We start from the raw sequence: 24,486 nt of genomic DNA on the forward strand, positions 1-24,486 counted from the left end.
CCCGGCCAGCCCGAACAGTAATGTGATTCAAGGAGAAAACAGTGTCCCGCTTCAAGTATTCCTACAACGCCATCGTTTACTACCAGGAAGAAATCGCGAAGGGAATCGACCGCGTCGCCCGCTACGGCTACGACGCCATCGAACTCGTCGGAGAACCGGCAACCCATAACGTCGAAGAAATCAACAAACTGACGGACGACGCCGGCATCGACGTCAGCTCCATCTGCAGCATTTGGTTCGGCGAGGAACGCGACCTGATCAATCCCAGCGCCGCCAACCGGCAGAAGGCCCTGGACTACGGCAAGTCTGTCGCCGACTTCGCCGCCGGCGTCGGAGCCCCGACCATCATCGTCGGACCGTCGCCGGTCGGCAAGACCGAGGCGTTGGCCAGCGACGAACAGGAATGGGAATGGGCGGTGGAGAACGTCCGTACGCTCGGTGAATACGCCGCCAGCGTGGGCGTGAACATCACCCTCGAGCCGTGGAACCGCTACGAGACGCACTTCCTGAACCGCCTCGACCGTGCCGTTGATCTCCTGGACGCGACGGGGCTGACGAACGGTGGTGTCCACGGCGACCTCTTCCACATGAACATTGAGGAAGACACCATCCACGGCGCCTTCTCCCGTGCCGGCAGCAAGGTCAACCACGTCCACCTCGCGGATTCAAACCGTGCAGCCCCCGGTGTAGGACATATCGACTTCCGTCCGACGCTGCAAACGATGAAGGACATTAACTTCGACGGCTACCTGACCTTCGAACTCCTGCCCGCCGCGTCGAACCCCTTCGCGATGATGGCACGCGGCGGCCACCTGGAGTTCCTGGACCCTTACACCGAAAAGGCCATTAACGAAATGAAGAAGCTGGAAGAGGAGCTGTGGCCCAATGAGTAAGTACGAATTCGGCGTCAGCACGTTCATCCTCGTCTCGCCCTTCACCGATCAGGACGTTGACCAGTTCGACGTTGCCAAGGAGATGGGATACGACCTCATCGAGGTCTGCATTGAAGATCCCGGTGTCGTGAGCGCCGACGCGCTCAAGAAAGCCTCCGAGCGCACCGGACTGCCAGTGTCCATTTGCGGGGCCTTCGGACCGGACCGGGACGTCTCCCACGAGGACCCCGAGAAGCGGCAGTTGGGCATCGACTACCTGAAGCTGTGCGTCGACATCGCCCAAGCAGTCGGATCTCCGCACGTGGCTGGTCCCATGTACTCCGCCACAGGCAAAGCACGGTTGCTTCCCCCGGAGGAACGACGCCAGCAGCGCCAGTGGGCTGCGGACAGCCTCCGCGAAGTGGCAGACTATGCGGCCGAACGCGGCGTCAACCTTGCCATCGAACCTCTCAACCGTTTCGAAACCGACCTGGTCAACACCGTTGAACAGGGACTGGAACTGTGCGAGCTCGTCGGCCGGGACAACGTCGGACTGATGCTGGACACCTTCCATATGAACATCGAAGAGAAGCACATCGGTGCAGCAATCACCTCAGCCGGTGACAAGGTTTTCCATTTCCAGGTTTCTGAGAACGACCGCGGAACGCCCGGCAGCGGCCACGTCCCTTGGTCCGAAACCTTTGAGGCGCTGAAGTCCATCGATTACCAAGGCTCCATCGTCGTCGAGTCTTTCCTGCCCACTGTTGAGGAAATTGCCAAAGCCGTGTCCCTGTGGCGCCCTGTAGCGTCGTCCATGGACGCACTGGCCCGTGACGGACTCACGTTCCTGAGGAGGGAATTGCCGTGACCGAGAAGCCCGGAGGTGCTCCGGCCATTGTCGAAGCACGCAATCTTGTAAAACTGTTTCCGGGCGTTGTCGCCCTCTCCGGCATGAACTTTGAGCTTCATGCCGGAGAGGTGCACTGCGTTGTCGGCGAAAACGGCGCCGGCAAATCGACGCTGATCAAGACACTGAGCGGTTTTTACACTCCTGACGAAGGCGGCGTCTACGTCGACGGCCACCTCATGCACGCCAGCACCGTGGCATCCAAGGCCGCCGGTATCGCCACCATCTACCAGGAGCACAACCTCGTGCCGGACCTCTCCGTGGCGGAAAACATCCTTCTTGGCAACTGGGGCGGTAAAAAAGGATTCCTCTCCCGGCGCGATATTCGCAAACGTGCCCGGAAAGCACTCGAACAGGTCGCCCCGCACCTCAACCTCGACACCCCAGCCATGGCCCTGTCCACGGTCGACGGGCAGATGGTCGAAATCGCCCGCGCCATGGCCCAGGACGCCAGGGTCATCATCATGGACGAACCCACCACCGCCCTGACAGAGCACGACGTCGAGAAACTTTACAAACTGGTCAACGAGCTCCGTGCCAACGGCATGGCCATCCTGTACGTGTCCCACAAGCTGGAGGAAGTCTTCACCCTTGCCGACAAGATCACCGTGATCCGCGAAGGCAAAACCGTCGCGTCCTCCCTCCCGGCGGACCAGCTCGACGCCCGCTCCGTCGTGCAGCTCATGGTCGGCAAGGACGTCGATCTCTATGAGCATATTCCCCGCGAACGCGGCGATCTGGTTCTGGAGGCGCGCGGCCTGAGTCGTGCTGGCGCTTTCGCGGACGTGGATCTGCAGCTCCATGCCGGCGAAATCGTCGGGTTGGCCGGACTCGTGGGCGCCGGGCGTACCGAGGTCGCTCGGTGCATCTACGGAGTGGACAGGGCCGATGCAGGTACCGTCGAGATGGGCGGTCGTAAGGTGCGTCTTCACGGTGCCACAGCGGGGATCGCTGCGGGAATCGCCCTCGTCCCCGAGGAGCGAAAGCTGCAGGCGATCATCCCGATGCTGTCCATCCGGGAAAACACCACGCTGACACTCCTGAAGCAGGTCAGTCGGTGGGGTGTGCTGAAGCTCGGCTATGAAAAGAAAATGGTTGGAAAATACATCAAGGAACTTGATGTCAGGACTCCCTCTGCGGAGACCCCGATCCAGTCCCTATCCGGCGGAAACCAGCAAAAGGTTATCATCGCGCGGTGCCTGGCTAGCAATCCCAAGGTTCTCATCCTGGACGAGCCAACAAAGGGTATCGACATCGGTGCGAAGGCCGAGATCCACCGTCTGATCGAACAGCTTGCCCGTAAAGGTGTGGCTGTGCTCGTGATCTCCAGCGAGCTCCCCGAGCTCCTTGAGCTCTCCGACCGGGTGATGGTCATGCGAGCCGGTCGGGTCGTGGCCGCACTGGACAAGGCCCAAGCAACCAAAGAAAACGTCATCGCTTACGCCGCGGCGTAGGCGGTACCCACCGGAAGAGAAGGAACCATGACAGACCAACAGACCCGGCCTTTCACCCTGTTCACCGGCCAGTGGGCCGACCTGCCGTTCGAGGAAGTCGCGCGCCTGGCCTCCGGCTGGGGCTACGACGGCCTGGAAATCGCGGTTTCCGGCGACCACCTGGACGCGTGGCGCTGGGACGAGCCCGGCTACGTCGAGTCCAAGCTGGCCGTGCTTCAGAAGTACAACCTCAAGGTCTGGGCCATCTCCAACCACCTCAAGGGCCAGGCCGTGTGCGATGACCCGATCGACTTCCGGCACGAGGCGATCGTCGGGTCCAGGGTGTGGGGCGACGGGGACCCCGAGGGCGTCCGCACCCGCGCCGCGGAGGAAATGCAGCACACCGCACGGCTCGCCAAAGCCCTTGGCGTCGACACCGTCGTCGGGTTCACCGGCTCCTCCATCTGGCAGTACGTCGCGATGTTCCCGCCGGTGCCACAAAAGGTGATCGAGGCCGGCTACCAGGACTTCGCCGACCGATGGAACCCGATCCTGGATGTCTTCGACGAATGCGGGGTCCGCTTCGCGCACGAGGTCCATCCCTCCGAGATCGCCTACGACTACTGGACCACCGTCCGGACCCTTGAGGCGATCGGGCACCGGGAGGCGTTCGGCCTGAACTGGGACCCGTCCCACTTCATGTGGCAGGGCATCGACCCGGTCTCCTTCATCTGGGACTTCAAGGACCGGATTTACCACGTGGACTGCAAGGACACCAAGCTTCGGCCCACCGGCCGCAACACCGTCATGGGCTCGCACCTGCCCTGGGGCGACCCGCGCCGCGGCTGGGACTTCGTCTCCGCCGGTCGCGGGGACGTGCCGTGGGAATCGTCCTTCCGAGCCCTGGCCGCGATCGGCTACGACGGGCCCATCTCGGTCGAGTGGGAGGACGCCGGCATGGACCGGCTCCATGGCGCCCCCGAGGCCCTCGCCGCGCTCAAGAAGTTCGACTTCCCGGCGTCGAACACCTCCTTCGACGCAGCCTTCAGCAGCACGGACTGAGACAGGGACAGCCGGCGAAGGGTGCCCGGGCGCTATTGCACGCAGGTGTACATTCGCCTGCGTCCCTTCGTCAGAGCACGGACACAAGTCTTCGCGGTTAGGGGCGTGGATTTCGAAACCACAAATTTGGGGGCGCCGCGGGCCGTCGCCGCGCCCTTGCGCCGCCGGGCGCCGTGTCGTTTGTGGTGACGGTGCCGATCAGTAAGTTTAGGCCTTTGACTCCGGAGTATCCGTAGCCGGCGCGTTGCTTCTTGTATCGATAGCTAGCCTTGCTTGTGTCATCAATATCGACCAGGGCCATCATCGATCCCCGCGGTGATCGGCGCCGCCGCGGCCAGGTCGGCCGGCCGCCTCCCCGCTGCCGTGTCAATTCACGTACGTGCCCGTACGTGAATTGACATAGGAAGTCGCCGAGAGCACGCGGAGGGGCGCTCCAAGGCGAGTTTGCGTGTCGCCAGAGATTGGGTTTACCGGCCCGCATCGCGGACCGGCGCACCGCGGCCCCGGACTAGGCCGACGGACCGAGGGGGCATAGACCGGCCGTCGACCGTGGGCAACGTCTGAGTCATCCGCCTCGGCTATGTGGCGTGCAGCCAAGGCACTGTCCAGTCTGCGACCAGAATCCCAAAGTGGCCGGAGGCCCCGGGCTCAGGCGACTTCCCTTGAGATCGAATCCAGGGCACATGGATGCACACTGACGCAGGCTCGGTTGACGAGACTCCTGCACGAAGTGATTGGTCCGGGACCAAAGAATGCACACTTTGGAACAATGCCCCCCTTACGTGAACGACCATCAACCGTAGGATTTTTGAAGCGGTCAGACAGCTTTCGACCGGGCAACTCCGGGGGAAGGGTTGGGCCGTTCGTGCCGCCAGGGCCCGGCCCCGCGATCCATAAAGACCTTTCCATGCCGCACGCATGGCTCCGGTCCGGGGACACCGGCCCGCGAGAGCGAAATGCATATGAGTGCTACCAGAACAGGAATGACCCATGATCACCGCCGCCACCGGGCCTACTTATCACGTCACGGCAGACGAGCCCCCGGTGATCGCCGAATGCCTCGATGCCGCTGAGAATTTGGCTCGGGAACGGGCTCTCCGGGAGGGCAGTCACGGAATTCTCGTGAGCCGCAATGGACCGACCTCGTTGACAGTACATCTGAGCCCGTACGTTCCCTACGGAATCACTCAGGAACGCGATCTCGCCTAAGACCGGGAGAGTGCTGGCAAGAACGATGTCCGGCCAGCCTGATCCTGGACATACCCTGCCGCGTCACGGCGTGCCGTGTGCGGACATCTGCCGATGCTGACCCCAGCTGACCTAGTACCGATTCGAGCACGGAAGAAGACTTGCATGTCACCAGACACGATGCATCAGCACATTGCCCTCACGACTGAGGCGGCATAAACGCGGTCTTGGAAACATCACTTTGGCGACGTCCGTCGTTCACGTCTCCAGCGCCGACTGATAACGGCCAAGCTAGGACAACACCAGGCGGTCGATGGTTGCTGGCCGTTCTGTCCCTCGAGTTGGTATCGGCGTTGTCAATTCTCCTGCCTCTCCTGTTTGGTCTTGAGCCGTGGAGCGGGCGCGAGGTCCCCGCCAGATTGTCCATCCTCGCCTCGATCCTGCTCCTTCCGGTCCTCCTTTATGCGGCTTGGCGCCTTATTCGGCAGCAGCGCCGCGATCGGATTGAGGCGTCAATTACGGCCGGCCTCATGGACACTGTCCTAAGCACAACCCGGGAATGGCTTTGGGCCATAGGAGCAGACGGCCGGTTTACCTTCTCCAGCCGCGCAAGTCGGGAATTACTGGGCTATGAGCCCTCCGACCTGGTGGGACGCCCGTGCACTCTCATCATCGACCTTGCTGACCTCAAGACCGCACGGAAACCAGATGCACGCGCGGGCCGGGCAGGGCTCGTGCTTTCCGCCCGCCACCGGGGCGGGCGGCGACTGAGCATCGAGGTCGTCGGCCGGCGCCGGTCCGAAGGGGGCGGCGGAAGGTCAGGATTTGAGGGAATCGCGCGCCCGCTGGCTGACTGCGCGGCGCAGAGCCCGGCGAACCAGGAAATCAGCGCGCGCCTGGATCACCTGCTCACCACCCGGACATTGATCACGGCGTTTCAGCCGATCCGAGATTTGGGAGCCGGCGAGATTGTCGGTGCCGAAGCGCTCACTCGGTTCGTCAGCTCTCCCTTCAGGTCTCCGGACCAATGGTTCGACGAGGCGGATTCAATCGGGCGGGGCCTCGAACTCGAATTCCTTGCCTTGGAAACTGCGTTGCTTGCAGCAGCTGATCTTCCTGCCCATCTCTATATTGCGGTCAATCTCTCGCCGGCGGCCTGCCTTGATCCGAGGCTATGTGACATCGTGAGGGATTCCGGTCTGAAACCCGGGCGAATCGTCGTGGAGCTGACTGAGCGCTCAGCCGTAGCTGACTATGTACGTCTCGCAGCAGCGCTGGCCCCGCTTAGAAGCGCTGGGCTACGCATAGCTATCGACGACGTCGGCGCAGGGTTCTCGTCCATGCGCCACATCCTGAGGCTCAGCCCAGAACTGATCAAACTTGACCGGACAGTCGTGGCGGGAATCGACAACGACCCTAACCAGAGAGCTCTGTGCGCGGCGATGGTCAGCTTCTCGTCACAAATCGGGGCAAGTCTTGTCGCCGAGGGAATCGAAACCAATTCAGAACTGGCCACGGTTACTGAGCTGGGAGTCAACACCGGGCAAGGCTACTTCTTGGGACGACCATCTGTGCTTCCGGCGGACTGGTCCCATTGGCGGCAGCGGAACCGGTCGTCAACGAGTGGGAATGACAATTGTCATGATACGTAGGGCCCGATCCCTCGGAGCCGGCCAGTCTCCCGAGCAGTGTTCCTGCCTGGCGCGAGTTGCGCGCTTTACTGGGCTCGGAGAACCAACTCCACGACTGTGCGGAAAGTAGTCAGATGACATCAGCTCCCGAAACCGTCCTTTGGACGATGCGTACAGGTGTAGGCGCCGCCCGTGACCACATCCGCGGTGCCGCGGTTGAATCAGGTTTCAGGGCTACGTCCAGCGATGAGGAATGTATCGATATCGAGGTACCATTTTCCCTCCGCAAGCGACGCCGAGCCGCGAGGCTTACCGCTGCCGTATGGCCATCCGCGCGCGGGGCAGACGTAGCCTGGACAGCAGATCCCGGGCCGCTGAACTATGAGCACCTGGCCAGTATCGAGGAAAAGCTGCCCGAGGGGATCATGCATTACCACGGGATTGAGGACGCCGCGTTGAGGGCAGGGCTCTCCTTGGGCGGGCGGACTGAGTTACGTGTCATCGTCCGTGCGCTGGCTCGAGACGAAACCGTCCGGGCTATCGGCAGGGGGTACCTGAACGAGACCGCAGGGTACGTCGTCCTTACGACCCGGCGCCTCCTCGTCCTCGCAGCGTCGGGCCTCGGATCAGAGACCCTCGTCGATGCCCCCTGCGAGTCCATCGAGGCACTTTCGCTGGGCAAGAGAACCACCGGAGAGACCCTGCGCGTCGCCCTGCCCCCAGGCCCGATCATGATTTCACGACTCGGCCACGGCGAAGGCCACGGCATCGTCAAGAGTTATAGGGAAGAAAAGAAAGAGCGGGCCCGCTTCGCCCCCTCCTCGGCGGGGCACAGCCTGGCCCCTGGTCCCCGGAGTCCATGACGGCAGAGTCATCTCCGAAGTCATCTCCGAAGCAAACGAGTCGTGTGGAACGCGTCAGATATTGAGGCAGAAGGGAGGACCGGCGAAAGGCTTGGCACGGACTACCGGCCAGGCGAGATTCTGGCCGGCCAGTTCACAGCTCGGTCAGTTTCCTTAGTTCGGCGGCTCGAGTCCGCAGGAGTTCTGGTTTCTCCTGCGCGTCCCTAAGCGAGAGCCCCGTAAGTTCCCTGACGGCCCGCCGCATGGCTTGCAGGCTTGTGAACCCGCTGGCGGCCGCTATGTCGGTTAGAGAGCGTTTCCAGGCGGTTGCGTCGGCGAGGAGCTCGAGGGCTTCCAAGGTCCGCAGGGCGCGGATGTGTCCGCTGACCTGGAGCGCTTCGTCTTCGAACAGGTAGTAAAGGGCGCGGCGTGAAAGAAATGAGTAGGCCACGACCTCGTCAACAGTGAGGGCAGGGTTTCTGAAGTTTTTGCGCACGAATTTCTTGATCGCTGCGATGCGGGCCAGTTTTAGATCGCCGGGATCGGCCGTGGTTTCGAGCAACGAGCTGACCAGGGCCGTCATCATCGACCGGACGACCGGCTGGAGGCGCTGTATCTCCTGCGCTAGGCCCGTCCGCTGCCAGCCAGACAGGGCTGGCATAATCAGCCCACGCATAATGGGGTTTTCTCTGATGTCGGCCAACCCCTGTAGCCGTTTAACTGATCTGTCGTCTAGGCCCAGCAGGCCTCGATCGAAATGGACCCGCACCGCGCTTAAGCCGGCCGGCGCATAGAAGTTGCCCGGCAACGAAAGATCAAAGAACCTGACTGTTCCGGGAGAGACGGCCTCGGAGCGCCCCGAGAAGCTGAACTTGTCACATGAAGTCCTGAAATACACGAGCCAGTCGCTGGGATTCGTATCCCCGTTCCAGTAGCAACTGGCGGGTTCATTCGTGACATCAACAAGACTGAACCCTGGACCGTCGAGGCTCAGGGCGGTTGGATTGAAACCCGGACGAACTAGCTTTTCGGTTTTTTCCAACCGAACGGGAGCGTCAATGGCGCTGCCGTACCAGCTCCGCCAATGTTCGAATTTTTCTTCGGGGCTCAGCCCGGCCGGAACACTGTAGCGATTGATCTGGTCCTGCGGTGACCCGTCCGGACCGCCGGCAACGACGCTGTCGGGAGATATGTATTCCATGGGGTCGGGACCTCCTGGCTGAGCCGAGATTCAATGTGCACACTCTGCAACAGGAAGAGTGTCCGTGTTGTAGGGGTTGTCGATCGCCAGTAGATTCTACCCTCGGCCGGTCAGCTGGGGCGCCCGCTGGCAGGCGGTAGAAGTGCGCGATGCTGGCCGACGGATCTGTTGTCCGCTGAGGCTAGGCGGAGCCCGCAGCAAGCGGTCCACTGGTTCCACCGTGGTCTGGACGGACAGGCAGACGCTACCTTCGCGTTGTTACCCCTCGCTGCTCCTGGCACGGACTCCCGTGTCTCGCCAATACCAGCCCGCGGCGGAGGCTTCCCGGTGCAGTTAAGGCCGGCTCCGGCAAGGCCGGATTATTCGCCTTCGTCGACCGACTGGCGACGATGGCGTTCCCGTTGGCCGTACGCCGCCCGAAGAATGTCGTCCTTTGACTCGAATCCCGAGCCCAACGCACCACCGATGAGCGCCGCCGATGTCGTCATCCAGGCGACTTCCACAAAGTCCCAAACAGTCACGGGATGTTGCAGGGTCAGCGCCAATAAGACATCGTCGATAGTGAACGCCGCGGCCAGCAGCACGGCCACGAACAGCAGGACGTAGCTGATCACGACGCCGATCATCAACGACCACACTGTAGAAGTGTTATACAAGGAAGCCTTGTATCGTTCGAGGCGATCGTCGCGCCGGGGGCTTTCCCACAGGTCGTGTTGGGTGATGATCCACAACACCATCGAACTGATCGAAAGAACCATCAGCAACGTCAGTCTCGGCGCGCCCAGCAGGTCTGCGAGTTGCCAGATTGTGTTCGTGACAAGCGCGAAGGCGCCTGTGGCGATCGCGGCGGCCATTGCGCTTCTCAATCCGAGGGCCAGCCGCCACGGACGGTTCGCCCGCAGCATGCCCGCCAGCAACCGTCCGCGACCAACGCGGGTTGCTGAGACGTAGCGGAACCCAATCGGCCCGTGGTCGAGAACGGCGGTCTCGATGTGCCGCGATTGGTGCAGCGAGGGCGGACCGAATTCCCCGGCGTCATCCTCGGGATCGAAGTGGCGGTGCATCGCCCAGCCGAGGTCGGCGACGGCAGTGCGGACCCGGCGGTCGATGTTGACGGCACCGAGCGCGGGCAAGGAAACAAGGGAGATCGGCTCCCCAAGCGCAACTTCCGCGACCACAGTCCGGCCCTCGAAACGAATCGGAAGATCGGTCAGGCAGACCATGACATCCCATGCGCGGCGAATCCGGTGCTTCGCCATTGAGTCCAGCATCGGCGCCAACCCATTGCCAGCAGTAAAATCCTGGTACTCGATCGCCACGGACCAGTCGTGGCGCTCATCGGCAAGGTTGAGGAGATGGACCACTTCACGGCCGTTGCGCTCGGCAAACTCGGCGGTGACCTCTGGTTCGGCGAGCACGCCCAGTGTACGGGCACTGATGCGGTTTACCTCGCCCGAACTGTCCGGCACGCCCGGCCTCCTAAGGTTCAGTGTCTATGACCAGCGAACTGGATGTCACCGTTGACGTGGACACAGGTTCCCGATGCCTGGCTCCGTCGGGTGTGCTCCGGGCCGCCGCGGTTCGTGGTGCTGCCGGCTTCCCGTGCTCGCTCGGTCATGGCCTACCGGCCGCGGCGTCACCTGAGAGTTCCTCTGCCCGCCATGGATGCCGCATTGCCCCGCCTGCCCGGAAGCTGCCCGTATTCGAATCCGGCGGGTCAACCGACACCGCGCTGACCGCGGCTATTCGGCCGATTAGGCCTGGCTATGGGACGTGAAAAGGGGCGCCGTGCGGTCGGAGGCGCCATGCGCGCGTTGCGACGTGCAGGTTTAGTCGGGTCTCGGGATCGGCAAGGTCGAGGCCGGTGATCTGCCGGATGGACTTCAAGCGGTAACGCAGAGTGCTCCGATGGATGGCCAGGCTCTGGGCTGTACAGTCATAGTTGCCGCCGTGGTCCAGATACTGGGCCAAGGTCTGCACCAGGTCAGACCCCCGGCTGTCGTCGGCGCGTTGCAGGGTACCGAGCCACTCGTCGATATAGCCGGCCAGATCCGGTTCGCCCCCAGCTGGGTCCAAGATGCGGTAGATCCCCAGTTGATCAAAGCGGGTGACACCGTAGCGATCGATGGAACCGGCCCGGATGTGCAGCGCGTGCAGGGCTTCCGAGAAGGAGCGCGGAATGTGTGCGACATCCAGGCTTGGACCGCCGATGCCCATGGCGCCGGTGGCGCTTCGCAGGGTCTTGGCGACAACGGAAAAGACCTCGGCACCCAACGGAGCTCCACACACCACGGCAACAGCCATGTCCGCGCGCCGTGAAACGAGCGCGGATGAACGGAGTTCCAGGAACGTCCTGCGCAGTGCGACCACGACAGTGTCGTCAGTTCTCGGCGGCTGCCACTCCGCCACGATGACGTGCTGCGGACCACTGATGTCATATCCCAATGCCTCGGTACGAACGCCTGCGGTCGCGCCATCCATTCCGGACACGAGTTCGTCCACGAGGTCGCGCCCCAGCCTTAGTTCCAGCCGGGCCAGGCTGCGGCGGTGCGACAACTCGACCTCCAAGAGCCGCGTTGCGTACTTCAAAGCGAAGACGTTGCCGGCTGTGATCGGACTGTCGGTTTCCAGCATGCAAATAGCCCCCAACACCTCGCCGTGCGACAGGGCAAGGGCAACGAGCCTTCGCGGTTCGCGGACTGGTGAGCCGGAGGCAAGCCAGAGCTGCGCATTCCGCGACCTGGCCGCCGCGCCAAGCCTGGGGTAGGGTCGTTTGGATCCGGTCCCAGCCGCCGCGCTGATATGCCCGAACGCGTCCTCAATACAGATGGGCCGCCCCGTCAGCCGTGAAAGTGCCTCCGCCAGAAGTCCCTCCCTGGAGTCACTGTCCCCGAGGTCGGGGGTCGCGCCCTGGTCCAAGGCATCCCGGATCCTGGCGTGTTCTTCAAGCTCAAGTACTGTCGCCGAGAGGGACAGGAGACGCTGGTCTCTGTCGTCACGGCGGAGCATCTGACCGGTTGCGTCATTCGGGAGTTCCTGGTGGGATCCCCTAGCGTGAGTCGTTCCCGTTGTCCCCGCAGTTGTCCGGAGCTGCATCAGCTGAGGGAGATCCGGAGGGTCGGCGGCGGACAGCACCAGACACCCGTTCAGCTCGGCATCGTCGCCAACGGTGAACAGCGCGTATCGCCAGCCCGGCCTGGCGCACGGGAGAACGGAGTCCCTGCCATTGAGGCGCCGGACGTCCTGATCCTGAGGCAATGCCGCGCGTTCGGGGACGGGGTTCAACTGGCCATTCACCGCGAGGTAACGATCTTTGACCTCACAGAACGACATGTCCGACACCGCCTGCGCGGCCGTGTTGAGGATTTCCTCTGCCACACGTCGATCAAACATATTGATCCTCGTCTCCGTCCACAGCAAGGGGGATCCTACAGGGGATACAAGCCTGGGCAGACCGTAATCCGTTTCCCTCTGTGATCGAGACTCGGCTCAAGCCGCTTGTCCCGATCACGGAGTCTAGAATCGACCATTTTCGGGTCGCACGGTATGCCGTCCTGAAAATGAACCTCGACGCAGGCTATCCAACGCCGTACTTGGCCGGGACACCGGCGAGTGGTCTCCGGCCGGCCCGGCCAACTCTGCGGCCGATGCGGCAAGGCCGGGATCGGCATACCAACACCATCAAAACTACGCCCGTATGTCGCCGTTGTTAAGCTCCTGTCATGTCCCTGCGGTTGGCCGTCAGTGCTGGTCGCTCAACGGCATTCCGGACGTAATCGACGCTTCCGCGGCGCCGGCCGGTGTGCGCGCAGTAGGGACGGCTGAGGCCCCCTGCGGTCGACGGGCCCTATATACGGCACTGTATCTCTAGCCGGAGGCACGCGAGGCAGATAGTGCCAGACAAAGGCTTTCTTAGCGCCCAGCCGGATCTGCGTTTCGGTCGTCCATATCAACGAAACACAACTTAATGGCCGCGGCGACTTGATTGAACATCGCGAAATTTGTGCCGTCGTCCGTCACAGCCTGGGGGATCCTCCTGCTGGACTTTCACTGTCCCTCGCTCCAACGCGCACCCGTCCATCCCGGAGGAGGCGCAGGTGCTCGTGGATCATTGCCACGGCTGTTGAGCCTTCACCGGCGGCAGCCGTTACGCGCTTCACCGATCCATGCCGAACATCGCCGGCCGCGAACATCCCGGGAACGCTGGTTTCCAGGGGCAGCCGTCTGCGCCCCAGATGGCTGAACTCAGGAGGAAGGTCCTCGAGATCAGCCCCGGTGAGGACAAAGCCGTGATCATCCAGGGCGAGAGTACCCTGCAGCCATTCTGTGTGCGGTTTGGCCCCGATGAAAATGAAGAGGTATCGGGAGTCGAAGATGCGCTGTTCGCCTGTGGCTCGCAGATCGACGACGATCCGTTCGAGGGCGCCTGAACCGTCTACGCCCACGATGGTGGCCCCCAACAGTACCTCTATGCCCGGTTGCTCTTCGATCCGTTCCGCGAGGTATCTCGACATATCCGCGCGGAGGTCCGCCCCCCGGACCACCAGCCGCACTGGTGATCCCGTGCCAGCCAGGAAAAGCGCGGCCTGCCCCGCGGAGTTTCCACCGCCGACGACGCTCACCGGCTGCAATCCGCAGAGCCTGGCTTCATGGACAGTGGCGGCGTAGAAGACACTGATTCCCTCGAATTCCTCCAGCCCGGGGACCGGCAGCCGGCGGTAGCGGACCCCAGTTGCTAGCAGGGCGGCCCGTGAGGATGCAGGGCCGCTCTCGTTGAACTCGGCGCGGAACTCGCCGTCCCTCAACTCGATGGTGCGTGCCCGGCAGGCGACGTTGATCTGGACTCTGAACTTTCGGGCCTGAAGGATCGCTCTTTCAGTCAGTTCCCCGCCGGAGATTCCGGCGGGGAAGCCGAGAAAGTTCTCGATCCGCGGCGACGTGCCGGCCTGCCCACCTAACCCGAAGCCTTCCTTAAGGACGACCGACAACCCGTCGGACGCTGCGTAGACGGCGGCCGCCAGGCCGGCCGGACCGGCCCCGATCACCATGAGATCGTACGTGGCCGGATGCTCTTTCATTGCCCGCAGCCCCATGGCGAGGGCCAGGTCTGCGTTGGATGGGTTTCTGAGGACCTGCGAAGCGTTGAGCACCACTGCGGGCAGGTCACTTGCGAGGATCCCAGCCCGGTCCAGGATGGCCTGCGCCTGCTCGTCTTCCTCCAGATCTACCAGCCGGTGAGGCAGGCGGTTGGCGGCTGAAAATTCCAGTAGGCGAAGGGTGTCACGGCTGAAGCGGGATCCAACGATGCGGATGCCCGCGCCCGCGCTGATCAGCAGGATTCGGCGCTGAAGATATGCCCGCAGGATGGTCTCGCCCACTGCGGCGTCCGTCAGAACCACGCGGCGCAGATCGTCCCCGCTGATCTGAAGCACTTCACACGCCTCGAAGGACACAGCGCTGACATAGGCCGGCTGCCCCTCGACCAGGCCCAATTCCCCGAGGAACCGTCCCGGACCGTGAACTTCGAGGATCCGCGTGCCCGGGCCCAGCTCAGCAGGCTGTCTGCTACCGGCGTCATGCAGCCCCTCCACGACCAGCACCGTGCCCTGCAGTATGACGAAGAAGTCACTGTCGAAGTTTCCCTCCTGTATGAGGACTTCTCCGGCGGGCGTAGCCCGGCTGGTGCCGGCACGGCCCAACAATTCGATCTGGGCTTGGCCGAGCCGTGGATAGGCGCCGGAGACATCCGGCGTTTCGATCAGCGTCGAGTCTCCGATAGGTTCCATCAGAGACACAAACGCAAATGAACCCACGGAGTGCCCAAAGACAGACAATCCTTGCAGCCCTCCGGCGTGCGTACCCGCACCGGACGAATCTGCGCGAGATGCGGATCAGGAATTCCAGGAATCATGTTGGCTCCTATGTCGGTCCGGCCATGAAGCCGGCCTCGCCGCGACAGCCGGCAGTAAGGGCTGCGTCTCTACTGACCGGCGGCATGGGCACCGTCATGGGGCGGGGCGATTGGATGCACGGGTTAAGGCACAGTAGTAGACCCGGCTCATTGGCCTGTCAAGTGGTGCATCCGGGAAATCCGCGTCGAGCAGGAAGGTCGACGACTGCGGGACCCTCCCGTCGTCGTCGTCGTCGTGCCCTGTGTACCGGAGTTGCAGTGAATCCCATACCCGAGTGAACAAGCAGCCCACTCCTCGAAAATTCGCGTACTGGCGAGGGTCAGTTGTTCCGGTCCTTGCGCGTAGCTCGATCATCCGGGACGGAACCCGAGCCTTGCCGGCATGCAAGACCAGGCACCCGTTCAGTCCTACGCTGTCGCCAACGCGGGAGCGACTCATTCGTGGGCGAGATGTGAGGCGGTCGATCCCCAAACTCTCAGCGTCTTCGAGGACACGCCTGTGGACCCCTAGTCCTGGCAGGTCAATTCCCTGGAGCATATTTGACCCTAGAGGATCATGCCGTCGCTCCCCTCAAGGGGCAGACTCAACCCTATAAGGCCCCATGACAACGCCCTTGAGCCTGGTGGCCCAGCGGCCGGCACAGGGCGTGCGTCATGCGGTGCAACCTCGGGCGGACGTCGCCACAGGGCCGGTCGCGCCCTCTAGGACCGGAGTGAGTCATGGCCAAAGCAGTAGGAATTGATCTTGGAACAACGAACTCGGTGATCGCCGTCTGGGAAGGCGGGGAAGCCCGCGTCATACCCAACGCGGAAGGAGCCCGGACCACTCCGTCAGTCGTGGCGTACACGGACAGCGGCGAACGCCTTGTGGGGCAACTGGCCCGGCGGCAGGCGATTCTGAACCCCAAGGGGACCATCACGTCGGCCAAGCGGTTTATCGGCCGGCACTATGATGAGATCTCGGATGAGGCCAAGGCCGTGAGTTTTGACGTCGTAGCGGACGACAACGGCGTGGCGCGTTTTCAGGTTCAGGGCAAGAAGGTCGCGCCCGAAGAGGTGAGCGCGCTCGTCCTCCGCAAGCTGGTGGACGACGCCGCGAAGCAGTTGGGCGAAAAGGTGACGGAGGCCGTTATTACGGTTCCCGCGTACTTTAACGACGCACAGCGAACCGCGACCAAGGACGCGGGCAAGATTGCCGGGCTGGAAGTTCTGCGCATCATCAACGAACCCACTGCCGCGGCGCTGGCCTACGGCATTGACAAGCGTGAGCATGAGACGGTGCTGGTGTTCGACCTGGGCGGCGGAACCTTCGATGTGAGCCTCTTGGACGTCGGCGACGGGGTAGTGGAGGTCCGCTCGACCGCGGGCGACTCACACCTCGGTGGCGACGATTTTGACCGCCGCCTTGTCGACTACCTCGCCGATGACTTCCAGAAGGAGTCCGGCATCGACCTCCGAACGGACCCCCAGGCATTGCAGCGCCTGTTTGAAGCGGCCGAGAAGGCCAAGGTTGAACTCAGTTCGGTCGCCCAGACGCAGGTCAATCTTCCCTTTGTTACGGCCGACGCGACGGGCCCCAAGCACCTGACCACCACCATCCGGCGGTCCGTCTTCGAGGACCTTACCCACGACCTCGTCGAGCGCACGATGGGGCCGGTGCAGCAGGCGATGACGGACGCCAAAGTCTCGGCTAATGACATCGACGAAGTGATTCTGGTGGGCGGCTCCACCCGCATTCCTGCGGTACAGAACCTCGTTCGGCGGCTGACGGGCGGCAAAGAGCCGAATATGAGCGTCAATCCAGACGAAGTGGTGGCCATCGGTGCGGCGATCCAGGCCGGCGTGCTCAAGGGCGAGGTGTCCGATGTCCTGCTGCTGGATGTTGTACCGCTTTCCCTGGGTGTTGAGACCCGCGGCGGCGTCATGACCAAGATCATCGAACGCAACACCACCATCCCCGCCCGGCGCAGTGAAGTCTTCTCCACGGCGGAGGACAACCAGCCCGCCGTTGACGTGGTGGTTCTTCAGGGCGAGCGTGAGCTGGCGGCGGATAATCGGGTGCTGGGACGGTTCCAGCTGAGCGATATCCGTCCGGCGCCTCGCGGGGAACCGCAAGTGGAGGTCACGTTCGACGTCGATGCCAACGGCATCCTGAATGTCACCGCGCGCGACAAGGACACGGGCAAGGAGCAGGGCATCACCATCAGTGAAGGCTCCAATCTCGACGCCAAGGAAGTCGAGCGCATGATTGCCGAGGCCGAGTCCCACAGGAACGAGGACGTGCAGAACCGAGAGCGGATCGATACCCTCAACGAGCTCGATGCGGTGGCCTACCGCGTTGAGCGGACAGTGAACGAACTCGGTGACGCGGTCCAGGCGCACGACAAAGCCCGGGCAGAACTGCTGATCGGACAGGCACGCGATGCGGTCAGTAACCAGGCGGAGGTGTCCACGGCGAGGGAACTCATCTCCGAGCTTCAGCAACTGCAGGCGGCACTGAGTGCCTCGGCTGCCTCCGCTGCCACTGCTGGGGCGGCCCAGGGAGCCGCATCTCAACCCGGAGCGTCGAACGGCGTAGATGACGATGACATAGTCGATGCAGAATTCGATCGTGGCTAGGAATGGCCATGAGCGACCAGGCAGGGCCGGCTGGACAGGCCCATCCAGAAAGTGACGAGGCCGCCGCGGCCGCACCCGCACCCGATGAAAAGGAAACCGAAGCGGCGGCACAGGCGGAAGCGCTGGCCAAAATGGAGGACCAGTGGCGTCGCGCGTTGGCCGACAACGACAACCTGCGCAAGCGCGCCGTTCGGGACAGCACGCAGCAACGGGCCCAGGAGCGCGCCGCGGTTTCCTTGGCATGGTTGCCGATCCTGGACAATCTGGAACTGGCGCTGGCCCACGCACCGGCGGGTGCGGAGGACCCGCTCGTGGAGGGCATAGCCTCAATCCGGAAACAGGCCATCGATACATTGGCCCGTCTGGGCTACCCCCGGATCGACGCCGAGAACGTCCCCTTCGATCCGCGCGTCCATGAGGTTGTCAGTGTGGTGGAAACTGACGACGTTCCCCCTGGGACCCTGGTGAGCGTGCTGCGTCCTGGCTACGGTGGCCCGGACAACACTCTCCGGCCAGCCGCCGTTGTGGTGAGCCGGGCGGTGACCCCCGACCGTGGCTAAGGATCACTATTCGGTTCTCGGCGTCCCGCGCACAGCGAAGCCCGACGAAATCCAGCGCGCCTACCGCAAACTGGCAAGAAAATACCATCCGGATGTCAACCGCGAGCCGGATGCCGCAGACAAGTTCAAGGAGATTGGCGAGGCCTACGACACCTTGTCGGATCCCGACACCAGAACGCGCTATGACCGTTTTGGCGCCGACTACCGGCAGTACGCCGGCAGCGCCGCCGGCACGGGGGGCAGCGGCGGGCGTTGGGGTTCCGGCGGCCCGCGGCCCGGCCCCCGGCCAGGCCCGCGGCCCGGCCCCCGGCCAGGCCCGGGCCCTGGACGTGGCGGGTACGGCAACGTCGACGTCGAGATGGGAGGCGACGTCGATTGGGAGGACCTGCTCGGCGGCTGGTTCCGGCAACAGGCAGGGGGCCCCGCCCAAGGGGCGGACCACGAAGCCGAGCTTCGGCTGACCCTCGAAGAAGCGATCCGTGGCGGACGGCGCACCGTCCGCCTGGCCCAGCCGGGCGGCGAAACCCGGAACTATGACGTTGACGTGCCCGCCGGTGTGCTGGACGGTCAGCGCATCCGCCTCGCGGGGGAGGGCGCCGAGGGCCGCGACGGGGGTCCGTCGGGGGATCTGTTCCTGACAGTACGCATCCAGCCGGACCCCCGATACCGGCTCAAGGGCCGGGACATTCACTTCGACCTTCCCGTCACTCCGTCGGAAGCCGCTCTCGGGGCCAAGATCAAGGTCAACGCGCCAGCGGGCCCGGTCACCATCACCGTACCCGAGGGGTCTTCCAGCGGGCGCAGACTTCGGCTTCGCGGGCAGGGCCTGCCCGACCCGAAGGGCCAGGCGGGGAACCTCTACGCGGAGATCCGCGTCATGGTGCCCCCGCGGCTGAGCAGTGACGTGCGCAAGCTTTACGAGGAACTTGCCGCCGTGTCCGACTTTCACCCGAGGGAGGGGCTTCTATGAGCCGAGAATATCCGCTCGCCTATCCGTGGCGCCTGAACCTCGAGGCGGTGGCCCGGAGCAGCGGCGTCCACCCGGACGTCGTCATGCGGTTCGTAGATCTGGATCTGATCCGGCCGCTGGGCGATGCGCCGGGCGGGCCCTGGTTCAGTCCGCGGGCCCCGGAACTCATAGCGCGCGTCATGAGGCTCCATTCGGAGCTGTCGCTGAACTATGCGGCAATCCCGTTGGTACTCGATCTGCTGGTGCGGGTCGACTCGCTTGAACGACGACTGGTTGAAATAACCCAGGTGGAAGGGACTACTTCACGATGAACATGGAGAGTTTGACGCAAAAGTCGCAGGAGGCGTTGGCGGAGGCTCAACGGATAGCCCAACGCAATGGGCACACTGAGACCGACGGCGAGCACCTGCTGCTGGCCCTGCTGGAGCAGGAAAGTGGCCTGGTCCCGCGCCTGCTCGTGGGCATGCAGGTGGATGTGGATGAGCTGAGGGGTGCCGTCGAAGCCGAGTTGAGGCGCAAGCCAAAGGTCACGGGCCCGGGAGCGGCACCGGGCCAGGTGTATGTGAGCCGCAGGCTGGGCGCACTCTTGGACGCCGCCGAACGTGAAGCTAAGCGACTCAAAGACGAGTATGTCTCGGTGGAGCACCTGCTGGTGGCCCTGGCGGAGGAAGGACGGTCCACTGCGGCCGGAAGGGTGCTGGCTGATCACCGGATCACCCGCGAGGCATTCCTGTCGGTCCTGACCCAAGTGCGCGGAAACCAGCGCGTCACCTCGGCAACACCGGAGCAGACCTACGAGGCGCTGGAGAAGTACGGCCGCGATCTGGTGGCGGACGCCCGCACCGGAAAGCTGGATCCGGTCATCGGCCGGGACGCGGAAATCCGGCGGGTCGTCCAGATACTTTCACGCAAGACCAAAAACAATCCGGTACTGATCGGCGAGCCTGGGGTCGGCAAGACCGCCATTGTGGAGGGATTGGCCCAGCGGATCGTCCGGCAGGATGTTCCGGAAGGGCTGAAGAACAAGACCATCTTCTCGCTCGACATGAGCTCGCTCGTGGCCGGTGCCAAGTACCGCGGCGAGTTCGAGGAGCGGCTGAAGGCGGTGCTGGCCGAGGTGCTGGCGGCAGAAGGCAGGATCCTGCTCTTCGTAGACGAGCTGCACACCGTCGTCGGGGCAGGCGCGTCCGAGGGGTCGATGGACGCCGGGAACATGCTCAAACCAATGCTGGCCCGCGGGGAGCTGCACATGATCGGCGCCACCACCCTCGACGAATACCGCAAACACATTGAGTCGGATGCGGCTTTGGAACGCCGCTTCCAGCCGGTCCTGGTTGAGGAACCCGACGTCGAGGACGCCATTTCCATTCTTCGCGGCCTGCGGGAACGGCTTGAGGTCTTCCACGGCGTACGGATCCAGGATAGTGCTCTGGTGGCTGCGGCCACCCTTTCCCACCGGTACATCACTGACCGGTTCCTTCCGGACAAGGCCATTGACCTCGTGGATGAGGCGTGCGCCCGGCTGCGGACGGAAATTGATTCGATGCCGGCGGAGCTGGATGAGCTCACGCGGAAGGTCACGCGGCTCGAAATAGAAGAGGCGGCACTCTCCAAGGAGACCGATCCGGCCAGCAAGACCCGGCTCGAGGAACTGAGGCGTGAATTGGCAGACCTTCGCGCCGAGGCAGACGCGAAGAGGGCCCAATGGGAAGCCGAGCGCCAGGCGATCCACAAACTGCAGGAAATCCGCAGTGAACTGGAGCGGCTGCGGCAGGAGGCTGAGGAAGCCGAGCGGAACTACGACCTCAATCGGGCGGCGGAGCTACGCTATGGCAGACTTGCCGACCTCGAACGACGGCTGGCCGCCGAAGAGGAACGGCTGACCGCGAAACAGGGTGAAAAACGCCTGCTCCGCGAGGTGGTGACGGAGGACGAGATCTCCGACATCGTCGCGGCCTGGACAGGCATACCGGTCGCACGGCTGAAGCAGGGCGAACGAGAGAAAGTCCTGCACCTGGACGAAATCCTGCGCGCCCGCGTCGTGGGGCAGGAAGAAGCGATTAGCGCTGTGTCAGACGCCATCATCCGCGCCCGCTCTGGTATCCGGGATCCCCGCCGGCCCATCGGCTCCTTCATCTTCCTCGGCCCGACCGGCGTAGGGAAGACCGAGCTTGCAAAGGCTCTGGCCGCGGCGCTCTTCGACAGCGAGAACGCAATGATCCGGCTGGACATGAGCGAGTACCAGGAGCGCCACACCGTGAGCCGCCTGCTGGGGGCGCCTCCTGGCTACATCGGTTACGACGAAGGAGGACAGCTCACGGAAGCAGTACGCCGGAAGCCGTACTCGGTGGTGCTGTTCGATGAGGTGGAAAAGGCCCATCCGGACATTTTCAACACCTTGCTGCAGGTGCTCGACGACGGAAGGATTACGGACTCCCAGGGCCGGACCGTCGATTTCCGCAATACCGTCATCATCATGACCTCCAATATCGGCTCCCAGTATCTTCTGGAGGGTTCGGCCGAAGGCGGGGCGATCACCGAGGAGGCGCGCGGCATGGTGATGGGCGAGCTCCGGGCGCATTTCCGCCCCGAGTTCCTCAACCGCGTGGACGATACCGTCCTGTTCGCGCCCCTGGGCCTGCCGCAAATCGAACGCATCGTTGATCTGCAGTTCCAGCAGCTGCGGCAGCGGCTGGCCGAGCAGCAGATAGAGCTGCACCTGACCGAGGAGGCGCGCCTTCTGATAGCCGAACGCGGCTTCGATCCGGTCTACGGAGCCCGGCCCCTGCGTCGCTACATTTCCCATGTGGTGGAAACGCAGGTGGGTCGGGCCTTGCTGCGTGGCAGCATCGCGGAAGGCGGAGTGGTCACGGTGACTGCATCCGGAGGGGAACTAGTGGTTGACTACAGCACGATGGAGCTGGAAGAGGCCGGAACCGCATGAACAAGGCCATCATCAAATGTCCCCATTGCGGCAAATCCAACCGCGTTCCGGCTGTCGCCGACGGCCGGCCACGCTGCGGAAGTTGCCACCGGGAGCTTCCCTGGGTGGTTGAAGCGGGCGATGACGACTTCGGCGAGATCGCGGAACGGTCCGGGGTTCCGGTACTGGTGGACTTTTGGGCGGTGTGGTGCGGACCCTGCCGGATGGTGAGCCCCGTGCTGGACCAGTTGGCACATGAACGCGCGGGGCAGATCAAACTTGTGAAAGTCGACGTGGACCACTCGCCGCAGCTCTCCGCCAGATTCGCCATTCAGGCGGTGCCAACGTTGATGGTCATCGTCGACGGCAAGATCGTCGCGAGGCAGGCCGGCGCAGCTCCCGCGCCGGTGCTGAGGTCCTGGTTGGAGGGGGCGCTCACAAAGTAGCGCACAAGAAAAGCGGACGACGGCGGGCGGTTGCCCGGCGACGAAGGGTTCATCAACGACCTGTTCCACCGAGACCTCGGACAGACCGGCAAAGCGGGAACTGTAAGGGTTTGCTGGCCGTGCGGGCGGGTCGCGCGGGGCGCCTCAACCTCGACGTGCTGGGCGCCTTCGCCGTCCCTACAGTTTCGGGAGCCTTTCGGATCCGTTCGAAAACACGTGACAGCGGGCGTATTGTCGAGCCCGGAATGATGTCAGCTTTCGTTATCTGTATCCGACATTGGCGGCGCGTTGCGTGAAGGGGGACCCTTGCCTAGTTCTCCGGCCGACCGGCCACGACCTCACTGACCTCCTGGCATCCCTCCGAAGTGTTATAGAGGGGAGCCTTGTACCGAGGCGATCGTCGCGCCGGGCGCTTTCCCACGGATCGTGTGGGGTGACGGCGTCACCGCCATGTTGATGCGACTTGAGGACATTGCGATGAAAGTCGCGGTGCACGGTGACCGGAGCGGCACGCCCCAATGACGGCCCTCAGGTCTGTCGGACCCGTCCGCCATGGGAATAAACTGTGCCGACGTTAATTCTCCCGCGGTCGACAGTGGCTACAACACCCTTCGAGGAGCATCAATGAACCGTCGGATCCTGTCAGCTCCCCGTGCTCTCGTCTGCGTCGCGGTAGGCGCGGTGGCCGGCATCATCACAGCGGTAGCCCTAGCACCTGCCCTTGGGCCGCTGGTTGCGTGGTGCACCGCTGGCGTCACCGCTCTGGCCTGGGTGTGGCGGATCTGCTGGCGCCAGGACCCGGCAGGGACTGAACGAGTCGCCCGTGAGGAGTCCGTCTCCCATGTGACCGACAACGCGATCATCACCGCCTCTATCGCAAGCATCGCCGCCGTGGTAGTCGCACTGGTCCAGTCCCGCAATCAGAACGGAGACCCGACCTCGGTGGCGTTGGTCATCCTGGGCGTCCTCGGCACGATCGTTGCCTGGGCACTCGTCAACACCGTCTATGCCTTGAAGTACGCCCGCATGTACTTCCTCGATCACCCTGACGGCGGGTTCGACGTCAAGCAGGAGGCGCAGCCTACCTACAGCGACTTCGCCTACTTCGCCTTCACCGTCGGGATGTCCTACGCTGCGGCCGAGATCGAGCCGATCAACAGTGAAGTCCGACGCAAAGCCCTCTTTCACGCTCTCCTGTCGTATTTCTTCGGCACAATTCTGATCGCGGTCGCCATCAATCTGGTCACGAACCTCGGCCAGGGCTGACGTGAAGGTGTCACCAGCAACTGCGTTGCTGGTGACACCTTTGGTCCGCCACCTTGGCAGAACAGCTGTCAGGCTGCTCGGTGCTTACGCACGGTTCGGAGGGTAGCTACAGCCCCCAGTCCCGCCAGTGCCCAGGGGGCGCCGGCGATGATGGGATCAATCCACTGATGACTCAGGTCTGCGCGCTTCTTCCCGAAACGGGAGCCCACGCCATGGCGGGAAAACTCGCTGAGCACCCCGGTCTCGGTGATTGGGTTGTCCGGGCGCAGGGTAGCGAACGAGCGCAGGTGGTGTTCCCACGCATCAACCCGGTCCGCCGCGATGAGTAGCAGCCAGTGTGCGGCCCGACCCTCGCTGTACTTGTAGGCGTACTTCCTGATGGCCCCGGAGACTCCTTTGGGAGGGGTGGATGTCCCGAAAACGGGCGTAAGGAAAGCGTGTTCGACGGACCGCTCCCGGGGCCACTTCTCCGGTTGGCGATCGGGGAAGTCCCAGTGCGCGCCGGTTTGGATGCCGGGTTGTTCCCGGGGGTAGGCGGGCCTGTCCGCCGGGTCAAGGTCTGCCCCCCATCCCGGGATCCGTGTCCGAAGGTCCTCTGCGGACTTCTTTGGGGCAGTTTTGCCGGCCGTGTAAGGAGTGGGTATCTCAGGCATGA

At 63.5% G+C, this 24,486-nt stretch carries 19 protein-coding genes; 14 read left to right on the forward strand and 5 right to left on the reverse strand.

Annotated elements, in window-relative coordinates; all coding sequences use genetic code 11:
• Positions 1 to 41: 41 nt before the first annotated feature.
• From ACFRJ8_RS15665 to ACFRJ8_RS15695, 7 genes are all read left to right on the forward strand, one after another.
• A complete protein-coding gene (locus ACFRJ8_RS15665) occupies positions 42 to 893 on the forward strand; it encodes a TIM barrel protein (protein WP_377987072.1) in 852 nt (283 codons plus the stop codon).
• On the forward strand, positions 886 to 1,740 hold the full coding sequence (locus ACFRJ8_RS15670) for a sugar phosphate isomerase/epimerase family protein (RefSeq protein WP_377987073.1): 855 nt from the start codon (positions 886 to 888) through the stop codon (positions 1,738 to 1,740). Before ACFRJ8_RS15665 ends, ACFRJ8_RS15670 begins: the two co-directional genes overlap by 8 nt.
• Positions 1,737 to 3,233, forward strand: a complete 1,497-nt coding sequence (locus ACFRJ8_RS15675; protein ID WP_377987074.1) for a sugar ABC transporter ATP-binding protein — start codon at positions 1,737 to 1,739, stop codon at positions 3,231 to 3,233. Before ACFRJ8_RS15670 ends, ACFRJ8_RS15675 begins: the two co-directional genes overlap by 4 nt.
• Before the next feature lie 27 nt (positions 3,234 to 3,260).
• Positions 3,261 to 4,274 carry a sugar phosphate isomerase/epimerase family protein gene (locus ACFRJ8_RS15680; protein WP_377987075.1) on the forward strand — a complete coding sequence of 338 codons (1,014 nt, stop codon included), beginning with the start codon at positions 3,261 to 3,263 and terminating at the stop codon, positions 4,272 to 4,274.
• A 990-nt stretch (positions 4,275 to 5,264) separates the two neighbouring features.
• A complete protein-coding gene (locus tag ACFRJ8_RS15685) occupies positions 5,265 to 5,483 on the forward strand; it encodes a hypothetical protein (RefSeq protein WP_377987076.1) in 219 nt (72 codons plus the stop codon).
• A gap of 296 nt (positions 5,484 to 5,779) precedes the next feature.
• Entirely contained in the window at positions 5,780 to 7,114 is a 1,335-nt protein-coding gene (locus ACFRJ8_RS15690) for an EAL domain-containing protein (protein WP_377987077.1), read from the forward strand.
• A 146-nt stretch (positions 7,115 to 7,260) separates the two neighbouring features.
• Positions 7,261 to 7,956: a hypothetical protein gene (locus tag ACFRJ8_RS15695; RefSeq protein ID WP_377987078.1), complete on the forward strand. Its 696-nt coding sequence runs from the start codon at positions 7,261 to 7,263 to the stop codon at positions 7,954 to 7,956.
• Positions 7,957 to 8,089: 133 nt separating this feature from the next.
• Here ACFRJ8_RS15695 and ACFRJ8_RS15700 read toward each other — a convergent pair whose 3' ends face one another.
• The 4 genes from ACFRJ8_RS15700 to ACFRJ8_RS15715 form a co-directional block, all read right to left on the reverse strand.
• Positions 8,090 to 9,136 (reverse strand): helix-turn-helix domain-containing protein, encoded by a 1,047-nt coding sequence (locus ACFRJ8_RS15700; protein WP_377987079.1) that lies wholly within the window; start codon positions 9,134 to 9,136, stop codon positions 8,090 to 8,092.
• A gap of 359 nt (positions 9,137 to 9,495) precedes the next feature.
• Positions 9,496 to 10,605: a hypothetical protein gene (locus ACFRJ8_RS15705; RefSeq protein WP_377987080.1), complete on the reverse strand. Its 1,110-nt coding sequence runs from the start codon at positions 10,603 to 10,605 to the stop codon at positions 9,496 to 9,498.
• Between the two features lie 295 nt (positions 10,606 to 10,900).
• Positions 10,901 to 12,529 (reverse strand): PucR family transcriptional regulator, encoded by a 1,629-nt coding sequence (locus ACFRJ8_RS15710; protein WP_377987081.1) that lies wholly within the window; start codon positions 12,527 to 12,529, stop codon positions 10,901 to 10,903.
• Between the two features lie 623 nt (positions 12,530 to 13,152).
• Positions 13,153 to 14,922: an FAD-dependent oxidoreductase gene (locus ACFRJ8_RS15715; RefSeq protein WP_377987082.1), complete on the reverse strand. Its 1,770-nt coding sequence runs from the start codon at positions 14,920 to 14,922 to the stop codon at positions 13,153 to 13,155.
• A gap of 845 nt (positions 14,923 to 15,767) precedes the next feature.
• Between ACFRJ8_RS15715 and dnaK the strand changes: the two genes are divergently transcribed.
• The 7 genes from dnaK (at position 15,768) to ACFRJ8_RS15750 (ending at position 23,831) form a co-directional block, all read left to right on the forward strand.
• Complete coding sequence (dnaK, locus tag ACFRJ8_RS15720) at positions 15,768 to 17,666, forward strand: molecular chaperone DnaK (protein WP_377987083.1); 1,899 nt, start codon at positions 15,768 to 15,770, stop codon at positions 17,664 to 17,666.
• A gap of 8 nt (positions 17,667 to 17,674) precedes the next feature.
• Positions 17,675 to 18,226 carry a nucleotide exchange factor GrpE gene (locus tag ACFRJ8_RS15725; RefSeq protein ID WP_377987084.1) on the forward strand — a complete coding sequence of 184 codons (552 nt, stop codon included), beginning with the start codon at positions 17,675 to 17,677 and terminating at the stop codon, positions 18,224 to 18,226.
• Positions 18,219 to 19,196, forward strand: a complete 978-nt coding sequence (locus ACFRJ8_RS15730) for a DnaJ C-terminal domain-containing protein (protein WP_377987085.1) — start codon at positions 18,219 to 18,221, stop codon at positions 19,194 to 19,196. Before ACFRJ8_RS15725 ends, ACFRJ8_RS15730 begins: the two co-directional genes overlap by 8 nt.
• Positions 19,193 to 19,507 (forward strand): chaperone modulator CbpM, encoded by a 315-nt coding sequence (locus ACFRJ8_RS15735; RefSeq protein ID WP_377987086.1) that lies wholly within the window; start codon positions 19,193 to 19,195, stop codon positions 19,505 to 19,507. Before ACFRJ8_RS15730 ends, ACFRJ8_RS15735 begins: the two co-directional genes overlap by 4 nt.
• Positions 19,504 to 22,140, forward strand: coding sequence for an ATP-dependent chaperone ClpB (clpB, locus tag ACFRJ8_RS15740; RefSeq protein ID WP_377987087.1), 2,637 nt, complete (start codon positions 19,504 to 19,506; stop codon positions 22,138 to 22,140). The genes ACFRJ8_RS15735 and clpB overlap by 4 nt, the downstream gene beginning before the upstream one ends.
• Positions 22,137 to 22,565, forward strand: a complete 429-nt coding sequence (gene trxA / locus ACFRJ8_RS15745) for a thioredoxin (RefSeq protein WP_003801398.1) — start codon at positions 22,137 to 22,139, stop codon at positions 22,563 to 22,565. The genes clpB and trxA overlap by 4 nt, the downstream gene beginning before the upstream one ends.
• A 624-nt stretch (positions 22,566 to 23,189) precedes the next feature.
• Positions 23,190 to 23,831 (forward strand): DUF1345 domain-containing protein, encoded by a 642-nt coding sequence (locus ACFRJ8_RS15750; RefSeq protein WP_377987088.1) that lies wholly within the window; start codon positions 23,190 to 23,192, stop codon positions 23,829 to 23,831.
• A gap of 68 nt (positions 23,832 to 23,899) precedes the next feature.
• On the opposite strand, the gene ACFRJ8_RS15755 is transcribed toward ACFRJ8_RS15750, so the two are convergent.
• Positions 23,900 to 24,484: a hypothetical protein gene (locus tag ACFRJ8_RS15755; RefSeq protein ID WP_377987089.1), complete on the reverse strand. Its 585-nt coding sequence runs from the start codon at positions 24,482 to 24,484 to the stop codon at positions 23,900 to 23,902.
• Positions 24,485 to 24,486 lie beyond the last annotated feature (2 nt).

The organism is Arthrobacter sp. NPDC056886 (assembly GCF_042788715.1).
GTDB lineage: Bacteria > Actinomycetota > Actinomycetes > Actinomycetales > Micrococcaceae > Arthrobacter.

Coding starts and splice junctions, on each gene's coding strand:
- dnaK (WP_377987083.1), top strand. CDS start 15,768: ATGGCCAAAGCAGTAGGAATTGATCTTGGAACAACGAACTCGGTGATC.
- clpB (WP_377987087.1), top strand. CDS start 19,504: ATGAACATGGAGAGTTTGACGCAAAAGTCGCAGGAGGCGTTGGCGGAG.
- ACFRJ8_RS15670 (WP_377987073.1), top strand. CDS start 886: ATGAGTAAGTACGAATTCGGCGTCAGCACGTTCATCCTCGTCTCGCCC.
- ACFRJ8_RS15715 (WP_377987082.1), bottom strand. CDS start 14,922: ATGGAACCTATCGGAGACTCGACGCTGATCGAAACGCCGGATGTCTCC.
- ACFRJ8_RS15695 (WP_377987078.1), top strand. CDS start 7,261: ATGCGTACAGGTGTAGGCGCCGCCCGTGACCACATCCGCGGTGCCGCG.
- trxA (WP_003801398.1), top strand. CDS start 22,137: ATGAACAAGGCCATCATCAAATGTCCCCATTGCGGCAAATCCAACCGC.
- ACFRJ8_RS15725 (WP_377987084.1), top strand. CDS start 17,675: ATGAGCGACCAGGCAGGGCCGGCTGGACAGGCCCATCCAGAAAGTGAC.
- ACFRJ8_RS15680 (WP_377987075.1), top strand. CDS start 3,261: ATGACAGACCAACAGACCCGGCCTTTCACCCTGTTCACCGGCCAGTGG.
- ACFRJ8_RS15750 (WP_377987088.1), top strand. CDS start 23,190: ATGAACCGTCGGATCCTGTCAGCTCCCCGTGCTCTCGTCTGCGTCGCG.
- ACFRJ8_RS15700 (WP_377987079.1), bottom strand. CDS start 9,136: ATGGAATACATATCTCCCGACAGCGTCGTTGCCGGCGGTCCGGACGGG.
- ACFRJ8_RS15710 (WP_377987081.1), bottom strand. CDS start 12,529: ATGTTTGATCGACGTGTGGCAGAGGAAATCCTCAACACGGCCGCGCAG.
- ACFRJ8_RS15755 (WP_377987089.1), bottom strand. CDS start 24,484: ATGCCTGAGATACCCACTCCTTACACGGCCGGCAAAACTGCCCCAAAG.
- ACFRJ8_RS15735 (WP_377987086.1), top strand. CDS start 19,193: ATGAGCCGAGAATATCCGCTCGCCTATCCGTGGCGCCTGAACCTCGAG.
- ACFRJ8_RS15685 (WP_377987076.1), top strand. CDS start 5,265: ATGATCACCGCCGCCACCGGGCCTACTTATCACGTCACGGCAGACGAG.